16 protein-coding genes are annotated in these 17,763 nt (G+C 71.8%); 8 read left to right on the top strand and 8 right to left on the bottom strand.

What is annotated here, in order from left to right; all coding sequences use genetic code 11:
- Positions 1 to 41 precede the first annotated feature (41 nt).
- Positions 42 to 1,214, bottom strand: a complete 1,173-nt coding sequence (locus SAM23877_RS19750; RefSeq protein WP_053134878.1) for an alpha/beta hydrolase-fold protein — start codon at positions 1,212 to 1,214, stop codon at positions 42 to 44.
- Positions 1,215 to 1,417: 203 nt separating this feature from the next.
- On the opposite strand from SAM23877_RS19750, the gene SAM23877_RS19745 reads away from it, so the two are divergent.
- From SAM23877_RS19745 to SAM23877_RS19720, 6 genes are all read left to right on the top strand, one after another.
- On the top strand, positions 1,418 to 3,238 hold the full coding sequence (locus tag SAM23877_RS19745) for a phosphatidylglycerol lysyltransferase domain-containing protein (RefSeq protein WP_053134875.1): 1,821 nt from the start codon (positions 1,418 to 1,420) through the stop codon (positions 3,236 to 3,238).
- Positions 3,239 to 3,487: 249 nt separating this feature from the next.
- The gene (folP, locus tag SAM23877_RS19740) at positions 3,488 to 4,381 is read left to right on the top strand and encodes a dihydropteroate synthase (protein ID WP_053134872.1); all 894 of its coding nucleotides are present in this window, start codon (positions 3,488 to 3,490) and stop codon (positions 4,379 to 4,381) included.
- Positions 4,378 to 4,881: a nuclear transport factor 2 family protein gene (locus tag SAM23877_RS19735; RefSeq protein WP_053134869.1), complete on the top strand. Its 504-nt coding sequence runs from the start codon at positions 4,378 to 4,380 to the stop codon at positions 4,879 to 4,881. Before folP ends, SAM23877_RS19735 begins: the two co-directional genes overlap by 4 nt.
- Positions 4,882 to 5,118: 237 nt before the next feature.
- Positions 5,119 to 5,478, top strand: a complete 360-nt coding sequence (gene folB, locus SAM23877_RS19730) for a dihydroneopterin aldolase (protein WP_011028954.1) — start codon at positions 5,119 to 5,121, stop codon at positions 5,476 to 5,478.
- A complete protein-coding gene (gene folK / locus SAM23877_RS19725) occupies positions 5,475 to 6,086 on the top strand; it encodes a 2-amino-4-hydroxy-6-hydroxymethyldihydropteridine diphosphokinase (protein ID WP_053134862.1) in 612 nt (203 codons plus the stop codon). Before folB ends, folK begins: the two co-directional genes overlap by 4 nt.
- 85 nt (positions 6,087 to 6,171) lie before the next feature.
- Positions 6,172 to 6,660, top strand: a complete 489-nt coding sequence (locus SAM23877_RS19720) for a DUF3180 domain-containing protein (protein WP_053134859.1) — start codon at positions 6,172 to 6,174, stop codon at positions 6,658 to 6,660.
- Positions 6,661 to 6,675: 15 nt separating this feature from the next.
- On the opposite strand, the gene folE is transcribed toward SAM23877_RS19720, so the two are convergent.
- From folE to dacB, 6 genes are all read right to left on the bottom strand, one after another.
- Positions 6,676 to 7,281, bottom strand: coding sequence for a GTP cyclohydrolase I FolE (folE, locus tag SAM23877_RS19715; protein ID WP_053134856.1), 606 nt, complete (start codon positions 7,279 to 7,281; stop codon positions 6,676 to 6,678).
- 123 nt (positions 7,282 to 7,404) lie between these two features.
- A complete protein-coding gene (ftsH, locus tag SAM23877_RS19710; RefSeq protein WP_053134853.1) occupies positions 7,405 to 9,444 on the bottom strand; it encodes an ATP-dependent zinc metalloprotease FtsH in 2,040 nt (679 codons plus the stop codon).
- A gap of 196 nt (positions 9,445 to 9,640) precedes the next feature.
- The gene (gene hpt, locus SAM23877_RS19705) at positions 9,641 to 10,201 is read right to left on the bottom strand and encodes a hypoxanthine phosphoribosyltransferase (protein WP_053134850.1); all 561 of its coding nucleotides are present in this window, start codon (positions 10,199 to 10,201) and stop codon (positions 9,641 to 9,643) included.
- A 74-nt stretch (positions 10,202 to 10,275) separates the two neighbouring features.
- Positions 10,276 to 11,322: a tRNA lysidine(34) synthetase TilS gene (tilS, locus tag SAM23877_RS19700; RefSeq protein WP_053134848.1), complete on the bottom strand. Its 1,047-nt coding sequence runs from the start codon at positions 11,320 to 11,322 to the stop codon at positions 10,276 to 10,278.
- Between the two features lie 191 nt (positions 11,323 to 11,513).
- Complete coding sequence (locus tag SAM23877_RS19695; protein WP_053134845.1) at positions 11,514 to 12,641, bottom strand: zinc-dependent metalloprotease; 1,128 nt, start codon at positions 12,639 to 12,641, stop codon at positions 11,514 to 11,516.
- A gap of 90 nt (positions 12,642 to 12,731) precedes the next feature.
- Complete coding sequence (gene dacB / locus SAM23877_RS19690) at positions 12,732 to 14,339, bottom strand: D-alanyl-D-alanine carboxypeptidase/D-alanyl-D-alanine endopeptidase (RefSeq protein WP_244902968.1); 1,608 nt, start codon at positions 14,337 to 14,339, stop codon at positions 12,732 to 12,734.
- Between the two features lie 79 nt (positions 14,340 to 14,418).
- Here dacB and SAM23877_RS19685 point away from each other — a divergent pair, with 79 nt between their 5' ends.
- Both SAM23877_RS19685 and SAM23877_RS19680 read left to right on the top strand, forming a co-directional pair.
- A complete protein-coding gene (locus SAM23877_RS19685) occupies positions 14,419 to 14,910 on the top strand; it encodes an inorganic diphosphatase (RefSeq protein WP_007452023.1) in 492 nt (163 codons plus the stop codon).
- Positions 14,911 to 15,024: 114 nt separating this feature from the next.
- Entirely contained in the window at positions 15,025 to 16,737 is a 1,713-nt protein-coding gene (locus SAM23877_RS19680) for a threonine/serine exporter family protein (RefSeq protein WP_053134842.1), read from the top strand.
- A gap of 52 nt (positions 16,738 to 16,789) precedes the next feature.
- On the opposite strand, the gene SAM23877_RS19675 is transcribed toward SAM23877_RS19680, so the two are convergent.
- Entirely contained in the window at positions 16,790 to 17,701 is a 912-nt protein-coding gene (locus tag SAM23877_RS19675) for a DedA family protein (protein WP_053134839.1), read from the bottom strand.
- Between the last annotated feature and the right edge of the window lie 62 nt (positions 17,702 to 17,763).

The following is a 17,763-nucleotide window of genomic DNA, read 5'->3' as shown; positions in this document are numbered from 1 at the left end:
GCAGCCGAATTACTCCAAGATCATTTTTCCCGAACACCCCGTCAGTGCCCGTCCGGCCGCCCACCGGGCCGCCCGTCGGACTGCCCGCCGAGCCGCTCACCGAGCCGCTCACCGAGCCACCGCAGGGTCGCGGGAATCTCTCGCCGCCAGGTATTGAAGTTGTGTCCGCCGCTTTCCAGGATGATCGACGAGATCCGCGTGGGACTCTTCTCCTTCACCCGCCCGATGAACTCCACCGTGTCCTTGTAGTTCGACTCACCGGACTTGCTGCTGGTGACGAGCAGGGAAGTGTCGGGCGCGGGCAGGTTCTCGAGGCACCACCACAGGTCCGCCCGATTCCTCCGCCCCTCGTCCCCCTGGAAGAGATCGCCCGTGGTGGGGTCGTTGGGCGCGTCGTAGTAGGCGGACAGACCGGCCCCGGCGGCGTACACGTCGGGGTGGTGCATGGCGAGCTTCAGGGCGCAGTAGCCACCGGTCGAGTTGCCGACGACGCCCCAGCGCCCCGGCCCCTCGTCCACGCGGTAGTGGGCACCGACGGCCTCGGGGAGGTCCTTCGCGAAGAACGACTCCGTCTGCGGGCCGTCCGGCACGTCCACGCACTCCGTGTCGCGCGGCGGGGCCACGGTGGGCCGCAGCATCACCAGGATCATCGGCTCCATCCGGCCCGCTGCGGCGAGTTCGGACGCCGTACGCGGATAGTGGAGCTTGTCCACCAACGCCTCGGCCGTCCCCGGGTAGCCCGTCAGGACGACGGCCGCGGGGAACGTACGGGTGCGGTGCCGCGCCTGGAAGTACTCCGGCGGCAGATAGACGTACGCGGGTGTCGCGATCCGCGTCGTACGGCCGACGATCCGTATCTCCTGGACGCGCCCGGCGGCGTCCGCCCGCCCGCCGCCGACCGGCGTCACCCGCCGGTCGCCGACGACCCGCAGGGGGCCCTCGGACGCGCCGGCCGAGTGGTCGACGACCACACCCTGCCCGTCCTCCCGGCCGAACAGGTCGGCCCAACTGGCGTAGAACCCGAAGGCCTGGTTCGCGGCCAGCCCGACCGCGGCGAAGACCGCCACCTGGGTGGCGAACAGCAGGCCCACCCGCCCGAGGACCGCCCGCAGGCTCCGCCGGGCCAGCCGCGGCCACAGCCACACCGTCCCGGCGAACAGCAGCACCCCGGACGTAGCCGCCAGCGCCAGCAACGTGTTGCTCGTGAGACCCATGCGTTCTACCTGCCCGCGCTTTCCGTCGTCCGCCGAACCTGCCGCCCCGTGGGGCCGTTCGGGCTTTCCGATCAGGCGGAGTGAACCTCCGCTCCCGAGACACCGTCCTAGAGGGCGCAATGTCGCCGGATGCCCGAAACGGGCCCGGATCCACGGTCTCTCGCAGAACTACAGGTGCGATGTCTGTCAGGACAGATGAGGAAATGTCGGGTCGGGTTCCGGCGAAACCCACCAGCGCACGTCGGGTGCCGCGCGGCCCCCGGCCCGAAAGCGTGCCCCTCCTCGTCGGCCGCGCCTGCGCGCTCGTGGGCCTGCTGGACATCGCCGCCGGCGTCTTCCCGCGCTTCCGGCACAGCCGTATGCACGCCCTCGCCGAGGTGCTGCCCGGCGCGTTCGGTCCCTTCGCCGCGGCCCTCTCCCTCAGCGCGGGCGTGCTGCTCCTGCTGCTCGCCCACGGTCTCAAGCGCCGCAAGCGCCGGGCCTGGCGGGCGGCCGTCGCCCTGCTCCCCCTGGGCGCCGTCGCACAGTTCACGTACCGGCACTCGCTCCTCGGCGTACTGATCTCGCTGGCCCTGCTCGCCCCGCTACTGCGCCACCGGGAGCAGTTCGCGGCACTGCCCGACCCCCGCAGCCGCTGGCGGGCACTGGCCAACTTCGTCCTCATGGGCGCCGGTTCCCTCGCCCTCGGGCTGCTCGTCGTGAGCGCCCACCCGCACCGCATGGTCGGCGATCCGAGCGTGGCCGACCGGCTCACCCACGTCCTCTACGGCCTGTTCGGCGTCGAGGGCCCGGTCGACTACCGGGGCAACACCTCCTGGACGGTGGCCTTCTCGCTCGGCGCCCTCGGCCTGCTCACCGCCATCACCACGATCTACCTGGCCTTCCGCCCCGAACACCCCGCCGCACGCCTCACCGAGGACGACGAGGCCCGCCTGCGCACCCTGCTCGCCCGGCACGGCGGCCGGGACTCCCTCGGCCACTTCGCGCTCCGCCGCGACAAGGCCGTCGTCTTCTCCCCCAGCGGCAAGGCCGCCGTCACCTACCGCGTCGTCTCCGGCGTGATGCTCGCCAGCGGGGACCCCATCGGTGACGTCGAGGCCTGGCCGGGCGCGATCGAGCGCTTCATGGACGAGGCCCGCGCCCACTCCTGGACACCCGCCGTCATGGGCTGCTCGGAGACCGGCGGCGAGGTGTGGACCCGCGAGACCGGGCTCGACGCCCTCGAACTGGGCGACGAGGCGGTGGTGGATGTCGCGGATTTCTCCCTCGCCGGCCGCGCGATGCGCAATGTGCGCCAGATGGTCAAGCGCATCGAGCGCGCCGGTTACGAGACCCGCGTACGGCGCGTGGCTGACCTCGGCGACGCGGAACTGCACCGCGTCCGCCGCGCCGCCGACGACTGGCGCGGCACGGACACCGAGCGCGGCTTCTCCATGGCCCTGGGCCGCATCGGCGACCCCACCGACGGCGACTGCCTGATCGCGACCGCGCACAAACAGGACGGTGAGTACGGCCGGCCCGGCGAGTACGGCGACCTGAAGGCGATCCTGCACTTCGTGCCGTGGGGCACCGACGGCGTGTCGCTCGACCTGATGCGGCGCGACCGTTCGGCCGACCCCGGCATGAACGAGCTGCTGATCGTCGCCGCCCTCCAGGCCGCCCCGAAACTGGGCATCGCGCGGGTGTCGCTGAACTTCGCCATGTTCCGCGCGGCCCTCGCCCGCGGCGAGAAGATCGGCGCGGGCCCGGTGCTGCGGGCCTGGCGCGGACTGCTGGTGTTCCTCTCCCGCTGGTTCCAGATCGAGTCCCTGTACAAGTTCAACGCGAAGTTCCGCCCCCGCTGGGAGCCGCGCTTCGTCGTCTACCGCGCCTCCGCCGACCTGCCCCGCATCGGCTTCGCCGCCCTGCAGGCCGAGGGCTTCCTCACCCTCACGCCGCCCCTCCCCCGCTTCCTGCGCCGCCGCACGCCCGCCCGCCGCCCCTGCGCGCACGGGGTGACCGAGCACGAGGCCCGGACGGCGTGACCGCCGGATCACCGGACCGTGACCCCCGCATCACCGGACGGCCTGACCACCGGATCACCGAGCGACCGAGCACGGGAGCGGGCCGCCACGACCCCCAGGCCACCACCCGACCGAACACGAGACCCGGCCGCCACGACCCCCAGGCCACCACCCGACCACCGAGCCGCCGCGGGGCCGTAGGCCGTCGCGGGCGCCCCGGCCTGCCCACCACCGCCCGAACGCCCCGCCGACTGGGCCTACGCTGAACACATGAGCAAGCAGACCGGCCGACGCCACCACCTGGCGGGACTGACCGCATGGGACCGCTGCGCGGTCATGGGGGTCGTCAACGTGACTCCCGACTCGTTCTCCGACGGCGGTCGCTTCTTCGACACCACGGCCGCCGTCAAGCACGGCCTCGACCTCGTCTCGGAGGGCGCCGACCTGGTGGACGTGGGCGGTGAGTCCACCCGCCCCGGCGCGACCCGCGTCGACGAGGACGAGGAGCTCAGGCGCGTCGTCCCGGTCGTACGCGGCCTGGCCTCCGAGGGCGTCACGATCTCCGTCGACACCATGCGCGCCTCCGTGGCGGAGCAGGCGATCGCGGCCGGCGCCGCCCTCGTCAACGACGTCAGCGGCGGCCTCGCCGACCCCCGGATGATCCCGGTCGTCGCCGACGCCGGCGCCCCTTTCGTGGTCATGCACTGGCGCGGCCTCCTGGAGGGCGGCAACGTCCGCGGCACCTACGCCGACGTCGTCACCGAGGTCGTGGACGAGCTGCGCGCGCGCGTGGAGGCCGTCCTGGAGGGCGGCGTCGCCCCCGACCGCGTGGTCGTCGACCCCGGCCTCGGCTTCTCCAAGGACGCCGAGCACGACCTCGTCCTCCTAGCCCACCTCGACCGTCTCCTCGACCTCGGCCATCCCCTGCTCGTCGCCGCCTCCCGCAAGCGCTTCCTCGGCCGGGTGCTCGCCGGCCCGGAGTCCGCCCCGCCGCCCGCGCGGGAGCGCGACGCGGCCACCGCCGCCGTCTCCGCCCTCGCCGCGCACGCCGGCGCCTGGGCCGTACGCGTGCACGAGGTACGCGCCACGGCCGACGCCGTACGGGTCGCGCGCGCCGTCGAAGGGGCGCGCGGAGCGGACCAGCGCCCGGAAGGAACCCGGTGAACGCGCCGCACATCGACGTCGAGCAGGTGGAGGCCGCCAACACCGCCTTCTACGAAGCGCTGGAGCAGGGCGACTTCGAGACGGTGTCCGAGTTCTGGCTCACCCCGTCCGACCTGGGCATCGACGAGTCCTTCCACGACCCGGCCGACGCCGGCGTCGTCTCCTGCGTGCACCCCGGCTGGCCGGTGCTCACCGGCCGCGGCGAGGTCCTGCGCTCCTACGCGCTGATCATGGCGAACACCGACTACATCCAGTTCTTCCTCACCGACGTGCACGTCTCCGTCACCGGTGACACCGCCCTGGTGACCTGCACCGAGAACATCCTCAGCGGCGGACCGGCCCCCGAGGGCGGCGACGAGCTCGGTCCGCTCGTGGGCCAGCTCGTGGTCGCCACCAACGCGTTCCGGCGCACGCCCGCCGGCTGGAAACTCTGGTCCCACCACGCCTCCCCCGTGCTGGCCGAGACCGAGGACGAAGAGGGCGAGGACACCCCCGCGTGATCCGGGGGGAGCAAGAAGTGGTTGGAATCACGGACCGCGGGGTATGGGCGGCTACCAACCCGTGATCCACCGGGGCCGCCAGGGAAAACGCACGGTGAAACCTCCTGGCTCCCGGTCGGCCCCCCACACCCCGTGGCCCGGTGCTGTCGGTGCTCGCGGGTAGATTCGACTGTGGCCGGCGTACCGCCCGCACGTGGTGCGCACCGGCCGAGACCGACGACTGCAGGAGTGATTCGCGTGGATCGTGTCGCGCTGCGCGGCCTGAAGGCCCGCGGGCACCACGGAGTGTTCCCCAAGGAACGCGAGGACGGCCAGACCTTCCTCGTGGACATCGTCCTGGGCCTGGACACCCGACCGGCCGCGGCCGACGACGACCTGGCGAAGACCGTGCACTACGGCATCGTGGCCGAGGAGGTCGTGGCCGTCGTCGAGGGCGAGCCCGTCAACCTCGTCGAGACGCTCGCCGAGCGCATCGCCCAGGTCTGTCTGAAGCACGAAGGGGTCGAGGAGGTCGAGGTCTGCGTCCACAAGCCGGACGCGCCGATCACCGTGCCCTTCGACGACGTGACCGTCACCATCATCCGGAGCCGTGTATGAGCACCTCGTTCACCAAGGGTCCCAGCGACCCGACCGTACAGCCGGTGCCCGCCTCCGTCATCGAACAGGTCGACGCCGCCGACACCACGCTGTCCAACCCCAAGCGCGCGGTGATCGCCCTCGGCGCCAACCTCGGCAACCGCCTGGAGACCCTCCAGGGCGCCATCGACGCCCTGGAGGACACCCCGGGCGTCCGCGTCAAAGGCGTCTCGCCGGTGTACGAGACGGAGCCGTGGGGCGTCGACCCCGCCAGTCAGCCCGCGTACTTCAACGCGGTCGTGGTCGTGAAGACCACCCTGCCCCCGTCCTCCCTGCTGGAGCGGGCGCACGCGGTCGAGGAGGCCTTCCACCGGGTCCGCGACGAGCACTGGGGCCCGCGCACCCTCGACGTCGACATCGTCGCCTACGCCGACGTGGTCTCCGACGACCCGCAGCTCACCCTGCCCCACCCGCGCGCCCACGAGCGCGCCTTCGTCCTCGCCCCCTGGCACGACGTGGACCCCCACGCCGACCTGCCGGGACACGGCCCGGTCGCCGACCTCCTGGACGCCGTCACCCGGGACGGCGTCGCGCCCCGCGCCGACCTGGAACTCCGGCTGCCCGAGTAGTCGTTAAGGTCGACGGGGTCGGCACGGCCACGAGGCCGGCACGGCTGGACGAGCACGCAGGGGACCGAAGGGACACCGGGACACCGTGAAAGAGCTGCGCATCAGGGTGCTGGCCGGCGTGTTCGTCGTCGCGGCGGTCCTGTCCTGGGCGGGCGCCCGCCTGTGGAACTCCTTCGGGAGCCTCCCGAGCGTCCCCCTGGCCGCGCCGATCGTCCTCGCCCTGATCGCCGTGATCCTGCTGGCCACGGCGCTCTCCCTCCGGGCCCGTCTGAAGGCCCAGCGGGAGCGGGTCCCGGACGCCAAGGGCGTCGACCCGATGATGGCGGCGCGCTCGGTCGTCTTCGGCCAGGCCAGCGCCCTGGTGGCCGCCCTCGTGGCGGGCCTGTACTGCGGCATGGGCGTCTTCCTGCTGGAGTACCTCGACGTCCCGGCCCGCCGCGACCAGGCCTTCTACGCCGGCTTCTCGGTCGTGGCGGGGATCGCCGTGATAGCGGCCGCGATCTTCCTGGAGCGGGTCTGCAAGCTCCCGGAGGACGACGACGAGGACCACCCGGGCGCGGCCCCGGCGGCCTGATCCCGCCCGGCGGCGTCAGCGCGCCATGATCAGGCTCATCGCCTCGTTGCGCGTGGCGAGGTCACGCAGCTGACCGCGGACCGCCGACGTGAGGGTCTTCGCGCCGGGCTTGCGGATCCCCCGCATCGACATGCACATGTGCTCGCACTCCACGACGACGATCACCCCGCGGGGCTCCAGGATCTCCATCAGGGAGTCCGCGATCTGCGTGGTGAGACGCTCCTGCACCTGCGGGCGGCGCGCGTAGACGTCCACGAGACGGGCCAGCTTGGACAGGCCCGTGATCTTCCCGCTGGGGGACGGGATGTAGCCGACGTGCGCCACCCCGCGGAACGGGACGAGGTGGTGCTCGCACGTGCTGAACACCTCGATGTCCTTCACCAGCACCATCTCGTCGTGCCCGAGGTCGAACGTCGTCGTCAGCACGTCCTCGGGCTCCTGCCACAGCCCGGCGAATATCTCCCTGTAGGCCCGGGCCACGCGCGCGGGCGTCTCCCGCAGGCCCTCGCGGTCCGGGTCCTCGCCGACCGCGATGAGCAGTTCGCGTACGGCGTTCTCGGCCCGCTTCTCGTCGAACTCGCCGATCTGGCCGTCGCCGTCCAGCGTCACGGGGTCGGTCATCTGGTGCCTCGTTCCTGTCCTGATACTGCCGTCGGCATACGGAAACGCCGCGCCCCCCAAGGCTAGAACCTGGGGGGCGCGGCATACATTCCGGGCCTGGTGGGGCCACCGGGAGTGGCTGGATCAGCTCTCCGGGCGGTCCTCCGGGGCTCGCTCCGGTGCCGGGGCGGGCTCCGCCGTCGTGCTCTTGGCGGTGGTGATCGCCGCCGTGGCGCCGTTCGCTCCGTTCGTCAGGGCGAGCTCCTTCGGGGAGAGCACCGGCGGGCGGGTCGAGGGCGTGCGGCGGGACGATCCGGTCCAGGCGGGCCGGGCCGGGCGCTTGACGATCTGGGCGAAGATCTCGGCGATCTCCTCCTTGCCGAGCGTCTCCTTCTCCAGCAGGGCGAGGACGAGGTTGTCGAGGACGTCGCGGTTCTCGACCAGGATCTCCCAGGCCTCGTTGTGCGCCGTCTCGATCAGCTTCTTGACCTCCTCGTCCACCAGCGCGGCGACCTCTTCCGAGTAGTCGCGCTGGTGAGCCATCTCGCGCCCGAGGAACGGTTCGGTGTTGTCGCCACCGAACTTGATCGCGCCGAGACGCTCGGTCATGCCGTACTGCGTGACCATCGCACGAGCCAGGCCGGTGGCCTTCTCGATGTCGTTGGCCGCGCCCGTCGTCGGGTCGTGGAAGACCAGTTCCTCGGCCGCGCGGCCACCCAGCATGTAGGCGAGCTGGTCGAGCATCTCGTTGCGCGTGGTCGAGTACTTGTCCTCGTCCGGGAGCACCATCGTGTAACCGAGGGCCCGGCCTCTCGACAGGATCGTGATCTTGTGGACGGGGTCGGAGTTCGGTGAGGCCGCCGCGACCAGGGCGTGACCGCCCTCGTGGTACGCGGTGATCTTCTTCTCCTTGTCCGACATGATCCGGGTCCGCTTCTGCGGGCCCGCGACCACACGGTCGATCGCCTCGTCCAGCATGTGGTTGTCGATCAGCTTCTGGTCGCTGCGGGCCGTCAGCAGGGCGGCCTCGTTCAGCACGTTGGCCAGATCGGCACCGGTCATGCCGGGCGTACGGCGGGCGACGGCCGACAGGTCGACGTCCTGCGCGACCGGCTTGCCCTTCTGGTGGACCTTGAGGATCTCCAGACGGCCCTGCATGTCCGGACGGTCGACCGCGATCTGCCGGTCGAAGCGGCCCGGGCGCAGCAGCGCCGGGTCGAGGATGTCCGGCCGGTTCGTCGCGGCGATGAGGATCACGCCGCCCTTGACGTCGAAGCCGTCCATCTCGACGAGCAGCTGGTTCAGGGTCTGCTCGCGCTCGTCGTGACCGCCGCCGAGGCCGGCGCCGCGATGGCGGCCGACCGCGTCGATCTCGTCGACGAAGACGATCGCCGGGGCGTTCGCCTTGGCCTGCTCGAACAGGTCACGCACACGGGAGGCACCGACACCGACGAACATCTCGACGAAGTCGGAACCGGAGATCGAGTAGAACGGCACGCCCGCCTCGCCGGCGACGGCGCGCGCGAGCAGGGTCTTGCCGGTGCCGGGCGGGCCGTACAGCAGCACGCCCTTGGGGATCTTGGCGCCGACGGCCTGGAACTTGGCCGGCTCCTGCAGGAACTCCTTGATCTCGTGGAGCTCCTCGACGGCCTCGTCCGATCCGGCGACGTCGGAGAACGTCGTCTTGGGGGTGTCCTTGGTGATGAGCTTGGCCTTGGACTTGCCGAAGTTCATGACCCGGCTGCCGCCGCCCTGCATCTGGTTCATCAGGAACAGGAAGATGACCACGATGAGGACGAAGGGAAGCAGAGTGATCAGGAGCCCGACGAACGGGTTCTGCTTCGACGGCGACACGGTGTAGCCGTCGGGGATCTGCTTGTCCTGGTACTTGTTCTGCAGCGTGCTGGCGAGGGTCACGCCCTGGTCGCCGATGTAGCTCGCCTTGATCTTCGAGCTGCCCTCGACCTTCTCGCCGTCCTTGAGGTGGACCTCGATGGTCTGCTCGTCACCGGTGGTGAGCTTGGCCGACTCGACCCTGTTGTCGTTGATCGCCTGGACGACCTGGCCAGTGTCCACCGTCTTGTAGCCGCCGGACGAGCCGACGACCTGCATCAACACGACCACGGCAAGGACGGCCAGCACGATCCACATGACCGGCCCACGGAAGTATCGCTTCACGTCCATCCACACGGAGCGGTGCCGCCCCGTCCCTCCTGCCATAGTGAGTTTGATAAGACAGTTCTTCTGACGGTACCCCAGCCTGGCGGCCCTCAGCCGCACGGGACGGCCGGCGCCCCGTCTGCATGCTCCAACGGCGCGGAGGCCTCCGGGGTTCCCGGTCGGCCCCCCGGAACGCCGTGGAGCCCGCTACGGGGCCGTGTCAGCCCCCGTAGACGTGGGGCGCGAGCGTACCGACGAACGGGAGGTTGCGGTACTTCTCGGCGTAGTCGAGGCCGTAGCCGACGACGAACTCGTTGGGAATGTCGAAACCGACCCACTGCACGTCGATGGCGACCTTCGCGGCGTCGGGCTTGCGCAGCAGCGTGCACACCTTGAGGGAGGCGGGCTCGCGCGAGCCGAGGTTGGAGATCAGCCAGGACAGGGTCAGGCCCGAGTCGATGATGTCCTCGACGATCAGGACGTGCTTGCCCTTGATGTCGGTGTCGAGGTCCTTGAGGATCCGCACCACGCCGGAGGACTGGGTGCCCGCGCCGTACGAGGACACCGCCATCCAGTCCATGGTGACGGGGGTGGACAGGGTGCGCGCCAGGTCGGCCATGACCATCACGGCGCCCTTGAGCACACCGACGATGAGCAGGTCCTTGCCCGCGTACTCCGCGTCGATCTTCGCGGCCAGCTCGGCCAGCTTCGCGTCGATCTCTTCCTTGGTGATGAGTACCTTCTCGAGGTCGGCACCCATGTCGTTCGCGTCCACCCGCATCACTTTCGGTCGTCCCACCGGCCACTCCGGAGCACCCCGGCGATCCGTGCGCGGATCGGTGGGAGGGTCCGGATTCAGCCTTGCCGAATCACCAGTCTGCCACCCTGCCGCCGGGCGACGACTTTGCCGGGGAGGTTGATGGCCCCCTGACCGCGCCAGCCGGTGATCAGCCGGTCGACTTCCTCGACGTGCCGGGCGAAGAGCGCGCCGGCGGGGGCACCGGCCTCGATGGCGGCGCGGCGCAGGATCCGGCGGCGTACGGCGGGCGGGAGGGCGTAGAGCTTGGCGCACTCCAGTACCCCGGTGGCGTCGCGGACGCCGGCCTCGGCCTGGCGGGCCCAGGTGTCGAGGGCGTCGGCGTCGTCCCGGGAGAGTTGGGCCGTACGGGCGAGGGCCTCCACGACGCCCTTGCCGAGGGCCTTCTCCAGGGCGGGCAGGCCCTCGTGGCGCAACCGGGAGCGGGTGTAGGCCGGGTCGGCGTTGTGCGGGTCGTCCCAGACGGGCAGGGACTGCACCATGCAGGCCTTGCGGGCGGTCTGCCGGTCGACCTGGAGGAAGGGGCGGCGGTAACGGCCGCCGGCCCCCGAGACCGCGGCCATCCCCGACAGGGAACGGATGCCGGAGCCGCGGGCGAGGCCCAGCAGGACGGTCTCGGCCTGGTCGTCGCGGGTGTGGCCGAGCAGGACGGCGGCGGCGCCGTGCCGGGCGGCGGCGGCGTCCAGGGCGGCGTAGCGTGCGTCCCGGGCGGCGGCTTCGGGGCCTCCCGCGCGGCCGACGGTCACGCTGGTGGCCTCGACGGGGTCCAGGCCCAGTTCGCGCAGGCGCAGGACGACCTCTTCGGCGCGCAGGTCGGAGCCGTTCTGCAGACCGTGGTCGACGGTGACGCCGCCGGCGCGGACACCGAGCCGGGGCGCCTCGAAGGCGAGGGCGGAGGCGAGCGCCATGGAGTCGGCGCCGCCGGAGCACGCCACGAGCACGAGCGGTGCCGGCGGGCGCTCGGGCACGCGGTCGGCGGCCGCCGCGGCGGGTACGCCGGCCGTGGTGTTGAGTTCGGTGAGGATGTCGTGGAGGACGCGGCGGACCGCCAGGCGTATCGCCGCGACCGCAGGATGGGGACCCATGTCCGGTGCCCTTCATGAAGTTGTCGGGGGTGAGCCCGAGGTTCGGTCACGCAGAGTGTGTAGATGGTGACAGAAACGGGCCGTTCCCCGAGCATCGCACGCCTGTCGAAGGCCCACGGTCCCTCGGACGGGTGATTGGAGGGGCGTTTACCTGCCGTCGGCCGGTTTCGTTTCACGCCCGCCCGCGGGGCTCACGACTCCGGCTTGCGCTGCATCCGCGCGATCCAATCCGCCGGTTTGGCGATCTCCGACTTGGTGGGGAGGGTGTTGGGCGAGGTCCAGACGCGGTTGAACCCGTCCATGCCGCACTCGTCGACGACGGCTCGGACGAAGCGCTCGCCGTCGCGGTACTGGCGGAGCTTGGCGTCCAGGCCGAGCAGCTTGCGCAGCGCCAGGTCGAGGCGCGAGGCGCCCTTGGCGCGCCGCTGCTGGAACTTCTCGCGGATCTCTCCGACGCTCGGCACGACCGACGGGCCGACGCCGTCCATCACGAAGTCGGCGTGGCCCTCCAGGAGGGACATGACGGCGGTGAGCCGGCCGAGGACCTCGCGCTGGGCGGGGGTCTGCACCAGCTCGACCAGGGAGCGCCCGCCGTCGTCCTCCTCGCCCTCCGGGCGGCCCCCCGCGAGCGTCTGGGCGGCCTCGCGGACCCGCTCCAGCACCGTCATGGGGTCGACGTCGGTCTCCGCGAGGAACGACTGGATCTCGCCCTCCAGGTGGTCGCGCAGCCAGGGCACCGCGGTGAACTGCGTGCGGTGCGTCTCCTCGTGCAGGCACACCCACAGACGGAAGTCGTGCGGGTCCACGTCGAGTTCGCGCTCCACGTGCACGATGTTCGGCGCGACCAGCAGCAGCCGGCCGCCGCCGTTCGCCCCGGCGGGCAGCTCGCGGGTGGCCGGCGCGAAGGTCTCGTACTGGCCGAGGACGCGGGAGGACAGGAAGGACAGCAGCATGCCCAGCTCCACGCCGGTGACCTTGCCGCCGACGGCGCCGAGGACCGCGCCGCCCGGGGTGCCGCCGCGCCGCTCCTGCATCTTCTCCAGCAGGGGCTTGAGGATCTCCCGGAACCCGGCCACGTTGGCCCGGACCCAGCCGGGCCGGTCGACGACGAGGACGGGGGTGTCGTGGATCTCCTCGGTGGCCATCCGGGTGAAGCCCCGGACGTGCTCCTCCGAGACCTTGGCATGGCGGCGGAGTTCCGCGACGACGGCCCTGGCCTCGTCGCGGCTCACCTCGGGGCCCGGCCGTACGAGCCGGGTCGCGGTCGCCACCGCGAGATTCCAGTCGACCATGCCGGAAGATGCGCCGATGCTCGTCATGCGTCAACCGTACGTGAGCACCGCCGCCGGGGGCAGGCTGTGGCGAGCGGTGGGGTGGGCGGCACCGCACGGGGAGGGAGGGGCGGGTGGTCAGGCGCAGCCGCAGGACGCCAGGGTCGTCGCCGCCTTGTCCAGGGCCGACTGGGCCGCCCAGGCGTCCGTCGTGCCGGAGCTGAGGAAGGCGAAGGCCAGGAGGCGGCCCTGGTCGGTGACCACGGTGCCCGCGAGGGTGTTCACACCCGTCAGGGTGCCGGTCTTCGCGCGGACGAGGCCGGCCGCGCCGTCCGTGTAGCGGCTGGTCAGCGTGCCGGTGAAGCCGGCGACGGGCAGGCCGGTGAGGACCGGGCGGAGCTCGGGGCGGGCCGGGTCGGCGGCCTCGGCCAGCAGGGCGGTGAGCAGCTCGGCGGTGATCCGGTCGGCGCGGTCCAGGCCGCTGCCGTCGTGGAACTCGGCGCCGCGCACGGGCAGACCCAGCTGCTTCAGGCGGGCGGTGACGGCGGCGGAGACCCCCTTGAAGTCGGCGCGCTTGCCGGTCGCCACGGCGGTGTGCCGGGCCAGGGCCTCGGCGAGGTCGTTGTCGCTGTTGGTCAGCATCCGCTCGACCAGGGCCGACAGCGGGGGCGAGGAGACGGTGGCGAGGGTGTCGGCGCGGTTCGTGGCCTTGGAGGGGCCGGGGGGCGAGGCGGTGACGCCGTGCTTCTTCAGGAGACCGGCGAAGGTGCGCGCGGCGTCGGCGGCCGGGTCGGCCACGCGGGGGGCGGGCCCGCTGGTGGAGTCGTCCGTGCGGGCCTCGTCGGCCATCAGGGCGGTGACGCGGGCGAGGTTCTCGTTGACCCCGATCGGGTGCATTTCCGCCCCCGCGTAGAGCGTGGTGTCGTACGACAGCGTCACCTTGCGCACGTCCCTCTTCTTCAGGGCCGCCGCCGTCTTCCCGGCGAGGGTGCGCAGGCTCGCGAGGCCCCGGGCGTCCGCGCGCGCGGTGAGGGTGGGGTCGCCGCCGCCGACCAGGACGAGTTCGCCGGTGTCGGGCTCCAGGGCGGTGCGGGTGGTGAGCCGGTGATCGGGGCCGAGGGCGGTGAGGGCGGCGACGCCGGTGGCGATCTTGATGGTGGAGGCGGGGGTGAGGGGCGTGCCGGCGCCGACGCCGTAGAGGCGCTTGCCGGTGGTGAGGTCGACGACGGTCGCGCCGGGGCGGGTGCCGAGCGCCGGGTCCTCCAGCAGGGGCCCGAGGGCGTCGGCGAGGGCCCTGCCTCCGGGCGCCGCCTTGGCGCCGTCCGGCCGCGAGCCGGAGTCGCCGCCCAGGGACGCCAGGACGGAGCCGGCGCTGGGCGCGGGGCGGGGCGGGCCGGCCGCCGTGCCGGAGCCTCGTGATCCGCGACCGTGATCTGCGCCACCCGTGTGCCCCAGGGCGACGGCCCGGTCCTGCTCGGCCGTACGCTGACCCGTGGAGTCCCAGGGGCCGGCGGCGGTCACCACACCGGCGGCGAGTGCCAGCCCGGCGGTGGCGGCGCCGGCGGTGTACTGCCAGGTCTTCGGCCTGGTGATCCGGGTGAGCTGCGGTGCCGTGGCCCGTGCGAACCGCGCGACCCGCGGTCCGGCGGACCGTGCGGCGCGTGCGAGACGCGGACGGACGGCGCCCGCGGCCCGCGCCACGTGCGGCCTCGCGGCCCGCCAAGGCCTCAGCTCTGGCACTACCACCAGCCCCTTTCGCGATCACACACCTGCGTGAGGGACACTTAACCACCAGAACTATGTGCTGATCATGGAGGAGCGTCCGGTGGAGTTCGACGTCACGATCGAGATCCCGAAGGGTTCGCGGAACAAGTACGAGGTGGACCACGAGACCGGTCGTATCCGCCTGGACCGCCGCCTGTTCACCTCGACCGCCTACCCGACCGACTACGGCTTCGTCGAGAACACCCTCGGCGAGGACGGCGACCCGCTGGACGCGCTGGTCATCCTGGACGAGCCGACCTTCCCCGGCTGCCTGATCCGCTGCCGCGCGATCGGCATGTTCCGGATGACGGACGAGGCCGGCGGCGACGACAAGCTGCTGTGCGTGCCGTCGACCGACCCGCGCGTGGAGCACCTGCGTGACATCCACCACGTGTCGGAGTTCGACCGCCTGGAGATCCAGCACTTCTTCGAGGTCTACAAGGACCTGGAGCCCGGCAAGTCCGTCGAGGGCGCCGACTGGGTGGGCCGCACCGACGCCGAGGCCGAGATCGAGCGGTCCTACAAGCGTTTCAAGGACCAGGGCGGCCACTGAGCAGCGTTCCCTTTCGTAACGGGCCGCACGCGTGACGCGTGCGGCCCGTTCACGTTTGGGTGCGCATACTGAGGGTTACAGGAGGTTGTGTTCGTAGCAGGGAGCGTTGCGCAGGTGACGGAGGCGGAGGACCGCAAGCCGCAGTCGGACGAGGCCCACAGTGCCTTCCGGCCGCCGGGCGGTGTCGTGGCGTCGATCGACGGCGAGTCGTCGACGACGTCCGAGTTCGAGATCCCCCAGGGGCTGGCCGTCGCGCGGCACGCCGGCTCGGAGTCCGAGACCACCTCGGAGTTCGCGCTGCCGGACGGGGTGGACGCGCCGCCGGCCGGGCCCGCGGAGGACACCGAGGGCTCGGCGTTCACCACTCCGAGCACCTACAGCGCGTGGTCGGCGCCGAACGCCTTCACGCCCGCGAGCGGCTTCCCGGCGGTCAATCTGGCGGACGTGCCCTGGCAGGACCGGATGCGCGCGATGCTGCGCATGCCGGTGGCCGAGCGGCCCGCGCCCGAGTCACCCCAGCGGCACGACGACGACACGGGTCCGGCCGTGCCCCGCGTCCTCGACCTGACCCTGCGTATCGGGGAACTGCTGCTGGCCGGTGGCGAGGGCGCCGAGGACGTGGAGGCGGCGATGTTCGCCGTCTGCCGCTCCTACGGCCTGGACCGCTGCGAGCCGAACGTCACCTTCACCCTGCTCTCCATCTCCCACCAGCCGTCCCTGGTCGAGGACCCGGTGACGGCGTCGCGGACAGTACGCCGCCGCGGTACCGACTACACCCGGCTCGCGGCCGTCTTCCAGCTGGTGGACGACCTCAGCGACCCGGAGACGCAGATCTCCCTGGAGGAGGCCTACCGGCGCCTCGCGGAGATCCGCCGCAACCGGCACCCGTACCCCACCTGGGTGCTGACCACGGCGAGCGGTCTGCTGGCGGGCGCGGCCTCCCTGCTCGTCGGCGGTGACGTGATCGTGTTCTTCGCGGCGCTGTTCGGCGCGATGCTCGGTGACCGGCTGGCGTGGCTGTGCGCCGGCCGCGGGCTGCCGGAGTTCTACCAGTTCGCGGTGGCCGCGATGCCCCCGGCCGCGATCGGCATCGCGCTGACGCTGACGCACGTCGACGTGAAGGCGTCCGCGGTCATCACCGGTGGCCTGTTCGCGCTGCTGCCGGGGCGTGCGCTGGTCGCGGGCGTGCAGGACGGTCTGACCGGCTTCTACATCACCGCCGCCGCGCGCCTGCTGGAGGTCATGTACTTCTTCGTCAGCATCGTCGCCGGGGTGCTGGTGGTGCTGTACTTCGGCGTCCAGCTGGGCGCCAAGCTCAACCCGGACGCCGAGCTGGGCACCGGTGACGAACCGATCGTGCAGATCTTCGCCTCGATGCTGCTGTCGCTGGCCTTCGCGATCCTGCTCCAGCAGGAACGCTCGACCGTGCTGGCGGTGACCTTGAACGGCGGCGTCGCCTGGTGCGTGTACGGCGCCATGCACTACGCCGGCGACATCTCGCCGGTGGCCTCCACGGCGGCCGCGGCGGGGCTGGTGGGCCTGTTCGGGCAGCTCATGTCCCGGTACCGGTTCGCCTCGGCGCTGCCGTACACGACCGCGGCGATCGGGCCGCTGCTGCCCGGTTCGGCGACCTACTTCGGACTGCTGGCGATCGCGCAGAGCGAGGTGGACTCGGGGCTGCTGTCGCTGTCCAAGGCCGTGGCGCTGGCGATGGCCATCGCCATCGGCGTGAACCTGGGTGGAGAGATCTCGCGGCTGTTCCTGAAGGTGCCCGGCGCCGCGAGCGCCGCCGGGCGGCGGGCGGCGAAGCGGACGCGGGGGTTCTAGCGCGGGTCGCCCACGCGCCCGGGTGCTGCCGCCCCGCGCCCCTTCGGCGGGTTCAGCGACCCTGGTTGTAGGGGTACTGACCGCTCTGCTGGTCGCCGTAGGGCTGCTGGCCGTAGTCCTGCGGGTACTGCTGGGTGTACGGCTGCTGTGGGGCCTGCTGGTACTGGGGAGGCTGCGGCTGGTACTGCTGCGGCTGCTGGTACTGCGGGGGCTGCGGCTGCCGGTACTGCTGCTGCGGCTGCTCGTACTGGTCGACCCTGCGGAGCTGGGTCGTGGCGTCGTCCATGACCGGGTACGGGGTCTGCGGCTGCTGCTGCGCCCCCGGGACCGCGGTCGCGGCGGCGCGCTTCTTCTTGCCGCGCTCGCGCAGGTACTCGATGGCGATCGGGACGACCGAGACGACGACGATCAGGACGAGGATGGGCTCGACGTTGGTGCGGATGAACTCGATCTGGCCGAGCCAGTAGCCCGCGAGGGTGACGCCCGAGCCCCAGGCCACGCCGCCGATGACGTTGTACGTGAGGAAGGTGCGGTACTTCATGCGGCCGGCGCCCGCCACGATGGGCGCGAAGGTGCGCACGATCGGGACGAAGCGGGCCAGGACGATCGCCTTGGGGCCGTACTTCTCCATGAACTCGTGAGCCTTGTCCAGGTTCTCCTTCTTGAAGAGCCTGGAGTTGGGGCGGCTGAAGAGCTTGGGGCCGAGGAACTTGCCGATCATGTATCCCACTTGGTCGCCGATGACGGCGGCCAGCACGATCAGCGTGCACACCAGCCACAGCGGCTGGCTGATGTACTCGCCCTGGGCGACGAAGAGGCCCGCGGTGAACAGCAGCGAGTCGCCGGGCAGGAACGCGAAGAGTCCGGACTCGGCGAAGACGATGAGCAGGATGCCCGGGAGAGCGAAGGTCTCGATCAGGTAGTCCGGGCTGAGCCACTCGGGGCCGAGCGCAAGGGTGGTCACGGGATTGTGGCTCCTGCTGCTGGGGGGAGGCGGGCTGGGACTGGCTGCCCAAACGTATCAAC

Source organism: Streptomyces ambofaciens ATCC 23877 (genome assembly GCF_001267885.1).
Classification (GTDB): domain Bacteria; phylum Actinomycetota; class Actinomycetes; order Streptomycetales; family Streptomycetaceae; genus Streptomyces; species Streptomyces ambofaciens.
This window is presented reverse-complemented; position numbering and strand designations above follow the sequence as displayed.